Here is a 14,700-nt window from a genome sequence, read left to right as displayed (position 1 = left end):
CGGGAGGCCGCGCCGTCGTCGGCGCGGCCCCCCGCCTGGCCCGCGAGCTCGGGGACGAGCTCGCTCACCGGGCGGCCTGCTGCTCGCGCCACCCCTCCTCCTTCTGCACCCACTCGTTGTCCTGCGGGAAGTCCTCGGGCCCGTGCACGCGGCGCACCTCGAGCTTCGTGCCGGGGCCGTTGAGGGGGGCACGCTTGGCCCACTCGATGGCCTCCTCCTTCGACGCGACGTCGACGATCCAGAAGCCGTTGAACAGCTCCTTCGTCTCGCCGTAGGGGCCGTCGGTGACGACCGGCGTCTCGGAGGAGAAGTCGACCACCGACCCCTCGGAGGCGTCGGAGAGCCCCTCCCCGGCGGCGAGGACGCCGGCGTCCATCATCGACTCGTTGTACCGGCCCATGTCCTCCATGACCTTCGCGAAGTCGATCTGCTCGTAGGCGGCCTGGCCCTCGTCGGTGCCCCGCATGATCAGCATGTACTTGCTCATCGTCCTGCTCCTCGTGTGATGACGGTCACCCTCGTGGTGACCTTCTCATCCCCAGGTCGAACGGGGAACCGTGGGATCGACACCGCCTCGAACTTTTTTCGCCATTCCTTCCTTGACTCGTCTGGCTAATGGGCGTAGCTTACGGGCTATGGCTACTCAGCAGAGTGGGACCCTCCGGCACCTCCGCCGCCCCGAGGGGCGCATCGCCTTCACCGACACGGGCTCCGGCCCGCTCGTGGTCGCCGTCCCCGGCATGGGCGACCTGCGCTCCACCTACGACGACCTCGTCCCGGAGCTCACGGACGCCGGCTACCGCGTGGTCGTCACCGACCTGCGCGGCCACGGCGACTCCGACACCACGTTCACCGCCCACGGCGACGACGTCACCGGCGCCGACCTCGTCGCGCTGGTCGAGCACCTCGACGCCGGGCCCGCCGTCCTGCTGGGCAGCTCCATGGGCGGGTCGGCCGCCGTGTGGGCCGCCGCGGAGCGCCCCGACCTCGTCCGCGGGCTGGCGCTGCTCGCCCCGCACCTGCGCGAGGCCGCCTCCCCCGCCCAGCAGCGGGTCTACCGCCTGCTGTACCGGGCCGCGTTCGCGCGCCCCTGGGGCGCCGCCGCCTGGGCGTGGCTCTACACGTCGATGTTCTCCAAGGGACGCCGGTCGCCGCGCCACGACCAGCACGTCGCCGCGATCCGCCGCAGCATGGCCGACCCGGCGCACCTGCGCTCGTTCCGCGACCTCGCCGTCGCGCTCGACCACTCCGTCGTCGAGCCCGCCGTCCCCCGGGTCCAGGCGCCGTCGCTCGTCGTCGTCGGCGCGCTGGACCCGGACTACAAGGACGCCGGCGCCGCGCTCGCCGACATGCGCGACGCCCTCGACGCCCGCGCGCTGCTCGTGCCCGGCGTCGGTCACTACCCCCAGCACCAGGCACCGGAGGTCGTGGCGCCCGTCGTCCTCGAGTTCCTCGCCGGGCTCCCGGCGGCGGACGCCGACGGTGCCGACGAGCGGGGCCCCCGTGCCTAGGGCCGGCCTCTCCCGCGACGCGGTGGTCGGCATCGCCCTCGACCTGGTGGACGCCGGCGGCCCGCGCGGCCTCGCGGACCTCACGCTCGCCAAGGTCGCCGCCACGGCCGGCGTCGCGACGCCGAGCCTGTACAAGCACGTCGGCTCCCTGGCGGCGCTGCGGCGGCACGTCGCGGTCGTCACGCTGGAGGAGATGGCGGCGACGAGCGCCGCGGCGACCGTCGGCCGCTCCGGCCCCGACGCCCTGCGCGCCCTGGCCGGGGCCTGGCGCGACTACGCCCGCGAGCACCCCGGCCGGTACGCCGCCACCCAGCTCGCCCCCGACCCCGACGCCCCGGAGGAGGCCGAGCACCGCGCGGCGGGCGCCCGCGTGGTCGCGATCGTCGGCGCCGTCCTGCGCGGCTTCGGGCTCCCCGAGGCGCGCACGGTCGACGCCGTCCGCGCGGTGCGCGCCGGCATCCACGGCTTCGTCACGCTCGAGCTCGCCGCCGGATTCCGGCTGCCCGAGGACCTCGACCGCAGCTTCGACGTGCTGGTCGACATGCTCGTCTCCGGCGTCGCCGACCTCGGCGACGCGCCCGCCTCCACCGCCCGCGAGGAGCGGTCATGACCACGCCCGCCGTCACCACCCGCCCCTCGACCGAGGCCGGCCGGGCCGGTCGCCGGGCCGTCCGCTGGACCGCGCTCGGCGCCGTCGGCGCCGCGCTCCTCCTCCTGGCCTTTCCCCTCCTGCGGCCGTGGCCGGACGAGACCGTCCCGAGCCTCGCGCTCGCCGCCGACCTCGCGTCCGACCGCTGGGTGATCGCCCACCTGTGCGGCATCGCCGGGCTCGGCCTGCTCGCCCCGACCTTCCTGGGGCTGCGCACCGTCCTGCGCGACCGGACCCCGCCGGCCGGCGGCCGGCACGGCACCCGGGCGGCGACGGCGGCCGTCGTGACCGCCTGGCTGGGCGCGGGCCTGTGCGCGCTGCACTACGGCGCGGAGATCTTCGGCATCCGCACGATCGCGCAGGCCGCGGTGCGCACGGGCGACCCCGCCCTGCTCGCGGACGTCGAGGTGCTGCGCTACCAGCCCGCGGCCGTGGTCGTGTTCGCGCTCGGGCTGGCCCTCGTGGCGGCGGCGGGCGTGCTCGTGGCCGTCGCGCTGTGGCGCACGGGCGGCCGCCGGGCGGGCCTGGTGACGGCCGCAGGCCTCGTGCTGTACCTGCCGCAGTTCTTCGGCACCCCCGCCGTCCGCATCTCCCACGGCGTGCTGGCCGCCGTCGGCCTGCTGCTCGTGGCGTGGGCCGTCACCCGGTCCCGCACGACGACGGCCGGCCACCCCGAAGGGTGACCGGCCGCGTGATCCGGGGTGAGGCCCGGACGTCAGTCGCCGCTGTTGAAGATGGCGAGGAGGCGCAGGATCTCCAGGTACAGCCACACCAGGGTGACGATGAGACCGAAGGCCGCCGACCAGGCGTACTGGGCCGGCACGCCCTGCTCGACGCCGCGCTTGATCGAGTCGAAGTCCATGATCAGCGACAGGGCCGCGAGCCCGACGGCGACGAGCCCGATGATGATCCCGAACGGGCCGGAGCGCAGGCCCCACTCGCCGCCGGCGACGCCGGTCCACATGAGGACGACGTTCACCAGCGAGAAGGCCAGGTAGCCGACCATCGCCACGAGCAGCCAGCGCGTGAACTTGGGGGTGACGCGCACCTTGCCCGACTTGAAGAGGAACAGCGCGGCCGCGAACGTCGCCATGGTGGCCACGACGGCCTGCAGCACGATCACCGACGCGGACGTGCCGGAGTCGCCCACCGCGATGGACCCGAACGCCAGCGAGATGCCGCCGAGGAACACACCCTCCGCGACGGTGTACAGCGTGATGAGCGCGGGGCTGGGCTTCTTCTTGAACGCGTTGACCAGGCCGAGCACGAGGCCGGCGATCATGCCGATCGGCCACAGCTGCGGCGCGAAGTTCCACGTCGCCGCCGCGACGACGACCAGCAGGGCCAGCAGCCCGCCCGTCTTGATGATGACGTCGTCGTAGGTGAGGCGCTTGGTGTCCGCCGTCGTGGCCGACGGCGACTGGTACATGTTCTCGAGCGACGCGGCGTCGGCCGCCTGGGCGCCGGTGGTGCCGACCCCGGCACCGTAGGCGACCTGCCCGTACTGGGGCTGCTGCGGCGCGGTGGCGGTGCCCCCGCGGCGCGCGCCCGTGCGGCGGGGCTCGCCGAAGACGGCGCTGTTCGAGAAGACGGGGTTGCTCATGAACTCCTCCTGGTCGCGGCTGCCGGGTGCCGACGACGGGTCGTCGGTCGTGCAGAGCCGGGTCGCTGGCCTTGCGATCCATCGTACGGAACGCGCGGGCGCCGCGATACGTTCCCGCAGATCCCACCGACGGTGATCGGACTTTCGCCCGTGACGGCGCGCACGAGCAGCCCGTAGGCTCGTTCCGACCCGTGCTCCCGCGACGACGCACCCCGAGGGGCGACATGATCGAAGCACACGGCCTGACCAAGCGCTACGGACCGAAGCTCGCCGTCGACGACGTGACGTTCACCGTGCGACCCGGCGTCGTGACGGGGTTCCTGGGCCCCAACGGGGCGGGGAAGTCCACCACGATGCGCATGATCACCGGCCTCGACCGGCCGACGGCGGGGACGGTCACCGTCAACGGCCGCCCGTACGCGCAGCACCGCGCCCCGCTGGCGGAGGTGGGCGCGCTGCTCGAGGCGAAGGCGGTGCACCCCGGGCGCACGGCACGCCAGCACCTGCAGGCCCTCGCCGCGACGCACGGCATCGCGACCGCCCGGGTGGACGAGGTGATCGAGCTGACCGGCCTCACCCCGGTCGCGCGCAAGCGGGTCGGCGGGTTCTCCCTCGGCATGGGGCAGCGCCTCGGGGTCGCCGTCGCGCTGCTCGGGGACCCCCGCACCCTCATCCTCGACGAGCCGGTCAACGGGCTCGACCCCGAGGGTGTGCTGTGGGTGCGCAACCTCGCGAAGTACCTCGCCGGGCAGGGCCGCACGGTGTTCCTGTCCAGCCACCTCATGAGCGAGGTGGCGCTCACCGCCGACCACGTGATCGTCATCGGCAGGGGCCGGATCCTCGCCGACATGTCCGTGCAGGAGCTGCTCGACGGCGCGTCGCGGCGCACGGTGCGCGTCCGCTCGCCGCAGGCCACCGCGCTCGCCGACGCGCTGCGGCGCGACGGTGCCGAGGTGACGGCCGGTGACGACGGCGCCCTCGACGTCGCCGGGCTGGAGGCGGCGCGCATCGGCGAGGCCGCGGCCGCGGCCGGCGTCGTCCTGCACGAGCTCACGCCGCAGGCGTCCACGCTGGAGGAGGCCTACATGGCCCTCACCGCCGACTCCGTCGAGTACCACGCCGAAGACGTCGCGGCGGTCTCCGCCGCCGAGCCGTCCCGCACGCGCGAGCAGGCCGCCACGAGCGAGGGAGAGGCCCGATGACCGCCGCGACCCCCACGACGTCCGCCGCCACGCCGCCGGCCGTCGTCGTGCACCGCGTGACGTTCGCCCGCGTGCTGCGCGCCGAGTGGATCAAGTTCCGCACCCTGCGCTCCACCGTGTGGACGGTCGTCATCACGGCGCTGGTCATGATCGGGTTCGCGCTCATGATGGCGTCGCTGATGCGCCTCGCCGCCGACACCCCCGAGATGGCCGAGGGGATGAACAACGACCCCGGCTTCCAGTCCCTGGGCATGTCCGGCACCACGGTGATCACGCTGGGCTACTCGTTCGCCCAGCTCGCCGTCGCGGTGCTCGCCGCGCTGATCGTGACCAACGAGTACTCGACGGGGATGATCCGCTCGACCTTCGCGGCCGTGCCGAAGCGGCTGCCCGCGCTGTGGGCCAAGCTCGTGGTCATCGTGCTCACCACCGTGGTGGTGATCGCGCTCGCGCTCGGCGTCGCCTACCTGGTGACCCTGCCGATCCTCGACGCGGCGAACCTGACGGTGGACCTGTCCGACCCCGAGCAGGTGCGCGCCCTGGGCGGCTGCGTGCTCTACCTCGCGACCGTCGCCGCGTTCTCCCTGGCCGTGGGGGCGCTGATGCGGCACAGCGCGGGCGCCATCTTCACCCTGGTGGCGATCTTCTTCGTGCTGCCGATCATCTTCTCGATCGTCGTCGCCGCCTCCGACGCCGCGTGGACCGACTGGGTGAACAAGCTGCTGCCCAGCGTCGCGGGCGAGCGGATCATCTCCACCGGGCCGTCGTCCGACGTCCTGCTGGATCCGTGGGTCGGGTACTCCGTGCTCGCCGGGTACACGGTCGTGCTGCTCGTCGCGGCGGCGGTGACCCTCAAGCGCCGGGACGCCTGAGCTCCCGGCCACCGGGCTCCCGTCCGCGCAGCCGGCGCAGCAGGGCCTCGGCCGGCCCCGGCCGCCCGCGCCTCGCGAGCAGCACGGCCAGGAGCACGGTGGCCAGCCAGGTGCCGACCGCCAGGACCGCGGCCTCGAAGGTGCCCATGGTCGCGCCCAGCGCGAGGGCGTGCGCGGGCAGCAGTGACGCGAAGACCACGGTCTGGAACAGGTAGGCGCTCAGCGACCGCTCCCCCGTGGCCCGCAGCGCGAGCACCACGGGACCGCGGTCGTGCCGCGAGACGACCAGGGCGATCGCCGCGAGGTACCCCAGGCCGCCCAGCACGCCCGTGAGCACGTGCGCCCACGCCAGCAGCGCGACCACCGGGGCGGCGGGCTCCCACACCCGGACCGTCGCGAGCGCGGTGCCGACCCCGCCCAGCACGCCCAGGGGGATCCCCCACGCGGCGACGCGGCGCAGCAGCGGCCGGTGGCGCTCCGGCCGCTCGAGCAGGCGCCGTTTCCCGGCCCACATCCCGACGAGCACCGCACTCACGACGGACAGCAGCCCCACCGGGGTCATCAGCCACTCGACGGCTCGCCACCCGAGCGCCTCGAAGGGGTCGGCGATGGCGAACGACCACAGGAAGCCCCGCTGGTCGGTGATCCGCGGGTCGGCGTAGAGCAGCCCCTGCACCGCCGACGCCACGACGAGCCACACCGCGGCCCACCACAGCAGCACGCGGTCGCTCGCCCGCGTCCTCGCGGCGAGGACCACGCCCAGCAGCCCGTACCAGCCCAGGACGTCCCCGGAGAAGGCGAGCAGCGCGTGGACGAGGCCGAAGACGACGAGCCAGGCCGAGCGCCGGCGCACGACCGACGTCACCCCGCGCTCGTCGACGCCCCGCGCCCGGGCGCGGTCGGCGATACGCACCAGGCCGTAGCCGAAGAGCGCGGCGAACAGCGGGTACGCACGGCCGTCCACGAACGTGACCAGCAGCGCGGTCGTCACGTTGTCCGCCGTGCCGTCCTCCACGACGTGCTGGCGCAGCCCGTACGGCCGGTCGTGCAGGTAGATCATCACGTTGGCGAGCGCGATCAAGGGCCAGCATGAGGCCCCGGGCCACGTCCGGGACCGGTGCGCGGGACGTGCCGTCGGGCGGGGCGGGCGTCGCCGCGGCGACCGTGCTCGGGCTGCTCATGCCCCGACGCTACGGAGCCGGGCGAGCTCCCCACATCCACCGGGCGGTGGGGCGTCGACCACCGGCCGGTGGGCCCGTCGGTCCACCGACCGGTGGACCGACGGGCCCGGTCAGGCAGGGTCCGTCAGGCAGCGCCTGTCAGGCGGGGTCGGGCGACCCGGAGGCCGAGCCCTCGGACATCCGGGCGAGAGCCGCGGCCTTCTCCGCCTTCTCCTTCGCCCGCGCCGCGGCCTTCTCGGCCCGCCGCACCGCGCGCGTGTCCCGCCGGCTGCGACGACGCTCCTTGCGCCGCTCGATGAGCTCGTACAGCACCGGCACCACGAACAGCGTGAGCAGCGTCGAGGAGATCAGGCCGCCGATGACCACCAGCGCCAGCGGCTGGCTGATGAACGCCCCGCCCCCGGTGAGGCCGATCGCCATCGGCGTCAGCGCGAAGATGGTGGCCAGCGCCGTCATGACGATGGGCCGCAGCCGCTTGCGGGCGCCCTCGCGCACCGCCTCGTCCAGTCCTCGTCCGCGCTCGCGGTACTGGTTGATGAGGTCGATGAGCACGATGGCGTTCGACACCACGATGCCGACCAGCATGAGCACGCCGATGAGCGCCGGCACGCCCAGCGGCGTGCCGGAGACGAGCAGGGCCAGCAGCGCGCCGGTCGCCGAGAACGGCACCGACACGAGCAAGATCAGCGGCTGCACCAGCGACCCGAACGTCGCCACCATGACGAGGTAGACGATCGCGATCGCCGCGACGAGAGCCAGCCCCAGGTCGGCGAAGGCGTCGGCCTGGTCCGCCGCGACGCCGCCCACCTCGACGCTCGCGCCCGCGGGCAGGTCGAGGGCGTCGGTCGCGGTCGTGATCTCGGTGCTGAGCGTGCCCACGTCCTGCGTCTGCGGCGTGACCGAGACGGTCGCGGAACGCTCGCCGTCGGTGCGGGAGATCGACGTCGGGACGTCGACCTTCTCGACCGTGGCGACGTCGGTCAGCGGCACGGTGCCCGCCGCCGTCGGGATCTCGAGGTCGGAGATCTCGCCCTGGGTCGCGGGCGCGTCGCCGGTCTTCACGACGACGTCGGTCGGGCCGTCCCCCAGGTCGACCTCGCCGACGGTCTGCTCCGGCTCCATGGCCCCGGCGACGAGGCCCGAGACCTGCGTCTCGGTCAGGCCCAGCTCGGCCGCCTTCTCGCGGTCGACGGAGACCTGCACGACCTGCTGCGCGGCGGCGAGGTCGTTGCTGACCTCGGCCACGCCGTCCAGGTCGGAGACGGCGTCGGTGACCTGCCCGGCCGCGGCCCGCAGGTCGTCCTCGTCGTTCGCCTGCACCACGAGGTCCACGGTGGTGGAGCCGAACCCGGAGTCGCCGCCGGAGACGCTCACCTCGTCGGTGACGCCGTCGGTGAGCGGCTCGACCGCGTCGCGGATCTCGTCCTGCGCGGCGACGCCGTCCGCCTCGGGGTCGAGCGTGATCGCGAACGTCGCCTGCGGCGCCGACCCGCCGCCCATGAAGGCGGCCTGCGCGGCGTCGCCCTCGCCGACGGTCGTCTGCACGCTCTCGACGGCGTCGACCCCGGCGAGCGCGTCCTCGACCTCGGTGGCCGCGGCGTCCTGCGCCTCGAGCGACGCGCCCGTCGTGAACGTCTGCGTGACGGTGACGGTGTCCTGGCCGGAGTCGCCGATGAAGTTGGTCTCCAGGCGCGGCACCAGCGCGAGCGTGCCGCCCAGGACGGCGACCGCCACGACGAGCGTCACCCACGGGTGGCGCAGCGCGGCGCCGAGGCTCGGCACGTACGCACGCTGCCAGAGGCCGCGGCGCTCCTTGGCCTCGGCGGCCTCGCGCACCTGCTCGGCCTCCTCCGGGGTGCCGGCGACGGCGGGCGTCTTGACGAACCAGTACGCCAGCACCGGCACGATCGTCAGCGCCACGACCAGGGAGGCCAGCATGGCGATCGCCACGGTCATGGCGAACGGCCGGAACAGCTCGCCCACCATGCCGCCCACGAGCGCGATCGGGGCGAAGACGGCGACCGTGCAGATGGTCGACGCCGCGATCGCGCCGCCCACCTCGCGCACGGCGGTGAGGATCGCGGCCTTCTTCTCCTCGCCGTAGGACAGGTGTCTCTTGATGTTCTCGATGACGACGATCGCGTCGTCGACGACGCGGCCGATCGAGATGGTCAGGGCGCCGAGCGTGAGGATGTTCAGCGTGTAGCCCGTGGCGTTCATGACCAGGAAGGTCGCCGCCAGCGACAGCGGGATCGACACGGCCGACACGAGCGTGGAGCGCACCGAGAGCAGGAAGACGAGGATCACGAGGACGGCGAAGACGAGACCCAGCCCGCCCTCGGTGGCGAGCCCCTCGATGGACTCTTCGATGAACGGCGCCTGGTCGAAGACGACGGCGGTGGTCACGCCGTCCGCCTCCAGCTCCGGCCCGAGGTCGTCCAGGGTCTCCTGGACAGCGTGCGAGACGTCGACGGTGTTGCCGTCGGGGGTCTTGGTGATGGCGACGCCGAGCGAGGGCTCGCCGTCGAGGCGGGAGAGGGAGGTGGGCTCGACGGGGACGACCTCGACGCTCGCGACGTCGGCGAGCGCGACGGGCTCGGGAGCCTGTGGGGCCTGCGGGGCCTCGGCAGCCCCGGTGGCCCCGGTGGGCGGGGCGCCGGTGCCGTCGCCGATCTCCCCGGTGGTGCCGCCGGTCGGGTCGCCGGTGCTCGTCGCGCCCGGCGCCGCGGCCGCGGCCGGGTCCGCGACCAGCGGCAGCTGCCGGAGCTGCTTGACGCTGTCGATGCCCGACCCGGTCTGGACCGAGTACGTCACGTCGTCGTCGGTGATGGTGCCGGCGGGCAGCACGACGCCGTTGTCCTTGAGGACGTCGGCGACGTCCTGCGTCGTCAGGCCCGCGGCCGCCACCTTCTCGGTGTCGACGTCGACCAGCACCTGGTCGGTCTCGCCGCCGGTGACGGCGACCGAGCGCACGTCGTCGACGTCCTCGAGCGCGGGGACGACGACGGACTCGACGGTGTCCGCGAGCGCCGCGGCGTCCACCGGGTCGCCCGAGCCCTCGGAGCCGGCGGCCGCGAGCTGGATGACGGGCAGGTCGTCGAGCGACCCCGTGATCACCTGCGGCTCGACGTCCTCGGGCAGCTGCTGCTGGGTGCGGGTCACGGCCGTCTGCAGGCGCTGGGTGGCGGCGTCCATGTCGGTGCCGTACACGAACTGCACCGTCGTGACGGAGCTGCCGGTCGAGGCCGTGGATCCGACGGACTCGATCCCCTCGACGCCCTGGGCGGCGGCCTCGAGCGGCTCGGTGACGCGCTCCTCGACGACCTCCGGGGACGCGCCCGGGTAGGTGGCGACCACGGCCCCGGCGGGGAGCTCGAGCGACGGGATGAGCTCCTGCTTGAGGGAACCCAGGCTCATGATCCCGAAGACGAAGATCGCGAGCGTCGCCAGGGCGACGACGGCGCGGTTCGCCAGGGACAGGCGGGCAAGTCGGAACACGCTCACTCCAGACAGCGGTCGGCAAGGTCGGGCACGACTCCGCTGTCGTGACGCACGGCTGAACGGACGATACTCGCTCGCGGTTCCCGCCGGCATCGTCCGAAAGACGGACCCGCGTCCCCGACCCGCCCCGGCACCGCGCCGGTCGTCACAGCTCCGCCATCGCCTCCTCGGGCGTGCCCTCGACCGCGCGTGCCCGGCGGTTCCAGCGCGACCACAGCACGCGCTCGGCCAGCGGGCCGGCCATCCGGTGCGCGGTCACGGCGAAGACGACGACGCCGACGAGCAGCACCGCGGCCGCGACCCAGTACGGCACCGATTCCCCGACCGGGTGCAGCAGGCCGGCGATCACGGGGGCGGGCGCGGCGAAGCCCCAGCGCACGAGGTTGAAGGCCCCGGTCGTGACGCGGCGGTCGGGATCGCCGAGCGCCAGGGAGAGGTCGGTGAGGATGGCGTTGGCGATGCCCATGAACACGCCCGCGACGACCAGCACGGCGACCGACGCCGCCGTCGGCAGGCCGAGAGCGAGCAGCACGGTCATGACGAGGACGCCGCCGACGGCAACCCCGAGCGTCTGCACCGCCCCGATCGTGTGGGCCAGCTTGTGCCCGACGACGAGGATGCCGAACGCGAGGCCCAGGCCCCAGGCGGTGAAGACCAGGCCCAGCGGCACGACGTCCAGGCCGAGGAAGATCGGCGTGTAGCCGAGGATGACGAAGAACACGAAGTTGTAGGTGGCGGTCACGACGGCGAGCGCGAGGAACGCGGGCCGGCGGAAGAGCGCGAAGACCTGGCCGACGCGCAGCGGGGTGGGCTTGGTCGCCGGGTCCTTGAGCTTGGTCACGGACATCGCCAGCGCGACGATCATGAACAGTCCGCACGCGAGGAAGGGCACGCGCCAGCTGATGCTGCCGAGCAGCCCGCCGATGAGCGGCCCGACGGCGAACCCGAGGCCGACGCAGGTCTCGAAGATGCCGACCACCCACTCGCGGTCGTTCGCGAGCGAGACGAGCAGCACCATCGCGGTGGCGAAGAACATCGCGTTGCCGAGGCCCCACAGGCCGCGCAGGGCGGCGAGCTGGCCGATGGAGGTGCTCAGTGCCGCCAGGATCGCGGCGACGGCCACGAGGGAGACGCCCGCGCCCAGGATCTTCTTGTACCCGAACCTCCCGGTGGCGAGGACCGCGGGGATCATCCCGACCGCCATCACGGCGATGTAGGCGGTGAACAGCAGCTCGATCTGCCACGTGGTCGCGCCGATCTCGTCACCGATGACCGGGAGGATCGGGTCGACGACGGCGATGCCGGCGATCGCGAAGAACGCGGTGAGCGCGGTGGCGTAGATGGCGGTCTTGTTCGGTTCGTTGCGGGCGCCGGACACGGGCGGCCTTTCTCCTCGGGGCGGGCGGTGGGGACGTCGGTACGTTACGCCTCCTTAGTTGCCTCTAGCAACCGATGTCACGGACGGGCCTCCCGTGCGTCCCTGAGACGTGTGCCTCGCCTCACAGTCCGCCCGGCGAACGATCCGCGGCGGAGGCGGCACCGCACGAAGGACGCACCACTGCTGAAGACATCGCCGTCTGGAGGACCGTCCGTGACCGCGCCCATCTCGAACCCCGCACCCCGCCCGCCCCGCACCCCGGCCGGCGTCCGCCGTGTCGCACGACGGCGGTTCGCCGCCGCCGGCGCCGCGCTGGCCACCGCTGCCGCCGGCGTCGTCGTGCCCGTCGTGACCGTCGTGACCGCCCCGCCGGCCTCCGCCGACGTCGTGACCTTCTGCAAAGAGCTCGTGAACCAGGCGAACAGCTACCTCGACACGCTGCCGTCCCCGGACGAGGAGGGCGTCGCCACCCAGGGCGAGGACTACACGTGGGAGGACACCGCGTCAGAGATCCTCAACGACATGAAGGGCGCCCACCAGGGCGAGTTCGAGAAGTACAAGGACGCATGGCTGGAGGAGCCTGTCGGTACCGAGCACCACGCCAAGTGGGCGTACCGCGACTACTACCAGCAGCGACTCTCCGAGATCACCGAGTGGGAGCAGGGCGGCCAGGTGGGTCCGCGCCCACGCGACCCCGTGGACTGGAAGGCCTACAAGCCGCACTACCAGTCCTGGGCGGTCAGCGTGCAGGAGCTCGCGGCCTTCGAGAAGTCCGCCCTGCGCAGTCTCCCGGTGAGCGCCGACCTCGGGGACTGGGCGTGCCCGCCGCTCGAACAACGCCGGGACAACCCCAACCGGCCTACGGCGTTCAGCGAGTCGCAGCGACGGACGATCCGCACGATGACGGGCAACACGCTCGGCAAGGATCTCGAGCAGCGGATCCTGCAGGACCGCCGCGCCGGGTACCGCACCCACGTGACGATGAAAGGGGCGCGGCCGACGCCCGGCCTCCCGCAGCGGCTGAGGGCACTCGGCGCGAGCCACTCGACGCACCAGGCCCGCGGTGTCCAGACCAACCCTCGGACCTCGACCACGTCTGCCATGAAGCCCGGGTCCGCCAAGACCACGAGCGTGGTGGAGTACATGGCGCAACGGTCGGGGAAGAACCCTGCCCAGGCTGCCGAGGCCCGGAGCATCGAACGACAGCTCACGGGACGCTCTCCCCGCGGGGTCGTGATCCCACGCTCACCCGGCGGTATCGACTGGACGTCGCTCGAGCTGAAGTACGTCACGGACTCCCCGAAGGACGACGACTACGGGTACGCCTTCTCCGCGGACACGCTGCCCGAGGACGCCGACGAGCCGGGGTACGGCGGCGAGGCGTCTCTCAACCTGTCCTCGGACGCACTGTTCACCTGGCTCGCGCTGGACCCCGGCCAGTTCTGGGTGAACCTCAACCCGGACACCCCGGAGACCATCGTCGACGAGCAGTTCGGCAGCACCGACGCCGGGCGCGTCCTGCTCCAGGCGGACTACGACATGAAGGCGGCCTTCGCCAAGCTCTCGAACCCGGACACGGAGCTGGGCAAGAAGCACTGGGACTCGCTGGAACGGAGCCCGGACGGCGGGATCTGCTACGACTGGACCCGGCTGTGGATCGAGCCGCAGCCGGCGAAGGTCCGCACCGACGGCGACCAGCTCTACATCCTCGACGCGCCCCTGCAGGTGCAGATCGAGCAGATGGACATCGACTGGACCCCGCCCGGCGAGGAGACCTGCCTCGAGACCGCACCCAAGGACATCGTCGAGCGCAACACCCAGCGCATCGTCGACGACTTCGAGCAGCCGCTCGAGGACTACGTCAACACCGCCCCGGAGTTCGCCGACATGCGGCGCGTCTACACCACTCGCGTGGCGGCGGAGTGGATCAAGGACCGCGACGCGAAGCGCCCCGGCGCGTTCCACGACATCATCGGCTCCGGCGACGTCTCCGCCTGGCCCGCCCGGATCGACTACGACCCGCAGGACGTCTTCGACGACCTCATGGAGCAGCTGCAGACCGTGCAGTACACCTACGAGTACGAGCACGGCGACCTCGAGTACACGCTCGACGTGATGGGCGGCATCGAGCTCCCCGACGCCCCGCGCGACCAGACCTCCAAGAAGGAGTTCGAGCGCGACCACCCGAGACTGGCGCGGACCGTCCAGGACGCGCGCTTCGACGCCGTGAGCGAGCCGCCGCAGGTCAGCGCGCAGGACGACGTCACCACGCTCGACGACGAGCCGACCGGAACCGCGTGGCTCGGCGGCGGCACGTTCGACGAGGCGCCGGGGCCCGACCCGACCGACCCGCCGGACGACGGCGACGAAGGCGGAGGCGGAGGCGGAGGCAACCCCGGCGGCGGGGGTGGCGGCAACGCCGGCGACGGGGGTGGCGGCAACCCCGGCGACGGGGGTGGCGGCAGCCCCGGCGGCGGTTCGGGCGACGGGGGCTCCGGATCCGGTGACGGGGCGGGCGACGGCTCCGGGAGCGGCGGCGGGCGGGAGTCCCTGCCCTCGCGCGCCGACAGCCCGTCGTCGGAGGTCGTCCCCGACTCGGACCCCATGCCGGCGACCGGTTTCGACGACGTCCGGCTGGTCTACGCGGCCCTCGCTCTCCTGCTCGCCGGGCTCGCTCTGATGCTGGTCCGACGGCGCTGGCTGACCCGGCGATGACGTCCGGGGCGCACCGGTCGCGCGCCCCGGTGCCCCGGGCTACCGTCGATCGCGGTGCCCGTGGCACGACTCACCCCGACCGACGCCT

At 73.3% G+C, this 14,700-nt stretch carries 11 protein-coding genes; 6 read left to right on the top strand and 5 right to left on the bottom strand.

Features of this window, described 5'->3' with window-relative positions:
- Window positions 1–64 precede the first annotated feature (64 nt).
- Window positions 65–487 carry a YciI family protein gene (locus tag IEW03_RS13690; RefSeq protein WP_229738036.1) on the bottom strand — a complete coding sequence of 141 codons (423 nt, stop codon included), beginning with the start codon at window positions 485–487 and terminating at the stop codon, window positions 65–67.
- 148 nt (window positions 488–635) lie between these two features.
- On the opposite strand from IEW03_RS13690, the gene IEW03_RS13685 reads away from it, so the two are divergent.
- Genes IEW03_RS13685 through IEW03_RS13675 form a run of 3 tightly spaced genes read left to right on the top strand, consistent with a single transcriptional unit; the run spans window position 636 to window position 2,843 of the window.
- On the top strand, window positions 636–1,511 hold the full coding sequence (locus IEW03_RS13685; protein ID WP_188524259.1) for an alpha/beta fold hydrolase: 876 nt from the start codon (window positions 636–638) through the stop codon (window positions 1,509–1,511).
- Complete coding sequence (locus IEW03_RS13680) at window positions 1,504–2,121, top strand: TetR/AcrR family transcriptional regulator (protein ID WP_188524258.1); 618 nt, start codon at window positions 1,504–1,506, stop codon at window positions 2,119–2,121. Before IEW03_RS13685 ends, IEW03_RS13680 begins: the two co-directional genes overlap by 8 nt.
- Window positions 2,118–2,843, top strand: a complete 726-nt coding sequence (locus IEW03_RS13675) for a hypothetical protein (protein ID WP_188524257.1) — start codon at window positions 2,118–2,120, stop codon at window positions 2,841–2,843. The genes IEW03_RS13680 and IEW03_RS13675 overlap by 4 nt, the downstream gene beginning before the upstream one ends.
- A 32-nt stretch (window positions 2,844–2,875) precedes the next feature.
- On the opposite strand, the gene IEW03_RS13670 is transcribed toward IEW03_RS13675, so the two are convergent.
- A complete protein-coding gene (locus tag IEW03_RS13670) occupies window positions 2,876–3,763 on the bottom strand; it encodes a Bax inhibitor-1/YccA family protein (protein ID WP_188524256.1) in 888 nt (295 codons plus the stop codon).
- Window positions 3,764–3,987: 224 nt separating this feature from the next.
- Between IEW03_RS13670 and IEW03_RS13665 the strand changes: the two genes are divergently transcribed.
- Window positions 3,988–4,965 (top strand): ABC transporter ATP-binding protein, encoded by a 978-nt coding sequence (locus tag IEW03_RS13665; RefSeq protein WP_188524255.1) that lies wholly within the window; start codon window positions 3,988–3,990, stop codon window positions 4,963–4,965.
- On the top strand, window positions 4,962–5,837 hold the full coding sequence (locus tag IEW03_RS13660) for a DUF2705 family protein (RefSeq protein WP_188524254.1): 876 nt from the start codon (window positions 4,962–4,964) through the stop codon (window positions 5,835–5,837). Before IEW03_RS13665 ends, IEW03_RS13660 begins: the two co-directional genes overlap by 4 nt.
- Here the strand turns inward: IEW03_RS13660 and IEW03_RS13655 are convergent.
- The 3 genes from IEW03_RS13655 to IEW03_RS13645 all read right to left on the bottom strand — a co-directional run bounded on the left by IEW03_RS13655 (window position 5,818) and on the right by IEW03_RS13645 (window position 11,897).
- Entirely contained in the window at window positions 5,818–6,918 is a 1,101-nt protein-coding gene (locus IEW03_RS13655; protein WP_229738027.1) for a DUF418 domain-containing protein, read from the bottom strand. The genes IEW03_RS13660 and IEW03_RS13655 overlap by 20 nt on opposite strands.
- Before the next feature lie 238 nt (window positions 6,919–7,156).
- Window positions 7,157–10,516, bottom strand: a complete 3,360-nt coding sequence (locus IEW03_RS13650; RefSeq protein ID WP_188524253.1) for an efflux RND transporter permease subunit — start codon at window positions 10,514–10,516, stop codon at window positions 7,157–7,159.
- 148 nt (window positions 10,517–10,664) lie between these two features.
- The gene (locus IEW03_RS13645; RefSeq protein ID WP_188524252.1) at window positions 10,665–11,897 is read right to left on the bottom strand and encodes an MFS transporter; all 1,233 of its coding nucleotides are present in this window, start codon (window positions 11,895–11,897) and stop codon (window positions 10,665–10,667) included.
- A gap of 213 nt (window positions 11,898–12,110) precedes the next feature.
- On the opposite strand from IEW03_RS13645, the gene IEW03_RS13640 reads away from it, so the two are divergent.
- A complete protein-coding gene (locus IEW03_RS13640; RefSeq protein WP_188524251.1) occupies window positions 12,111–14,612 on the top strand; it encodes a hypothetical protein in 2,502 nt (833 codons plus the stop codon).
- Window positions 14,613–14,700: the final 88 nt, after the last annotated feature.

This window comes from Isoptericola cucumis, from assembly GCF_014635665.1.
In the GTDB taxonomy this organism is placed as follows: Bacteria; Actinomycetota; Actinomycetes; order Actinomycetales; family Cellulomonadaceae; genus Isoptericola; species Isoptericola cucumis.
The sequence above is the reverse complement of the archived record's forward strand: the minus strand, read 5'-3'. Positions and strand labels throughout refer to the sequence as shown.

What these genes read in the sequence shown, in the direction of transcription:
- IEW03_RS13690 (WP_229738036.1), bottom strand. Translation starts at nt 487, where the DNA reads ATGAGCAAGTACATGCTGATCATGCGGGGCACCGACGAGGGCCAGGCC.
- IEW03_RS13685 (WP_188524259.1), top strand. Translation starts at nt 636, where the DNA reads ATGGCTACTCAGCAGAGTGGGACCCTCCGGCACCTCCGCCGCCCCGAG.
- IEW03_RS13675 (WP_188524257.1), top strand. Translation starts at nt 2,118, where the DNA reads ATGACCACGCCCGCCGTCACCACCCGCCCCTCGACCGAGGCCGGCCGG.
- IEW03_RS13670 (WP_188524256.1), bottom strand. Translation starts at nt 3,763, where the DNA reads ATGAGCAACCCCGTCTTCTCGAACAGCGCCGTCTTCGGCGAGCCCCGC.
- IEW03_RS13665 (WP_188524255.1), top strand. Translation starts at nt 3,988, where the DNA reads ATGATCGAAGCACACGGCCTGACCAAGCGCTACGGACCGAAGCTCGCC.
- IEW03_RS13660 (WP_188524254.1), top strand. Translation starts at nt 4,962, where the DNA reads ATGACCGCCGCGACCCCCACGACGTCCGCCGCCACGCCGCCGGCCGTC.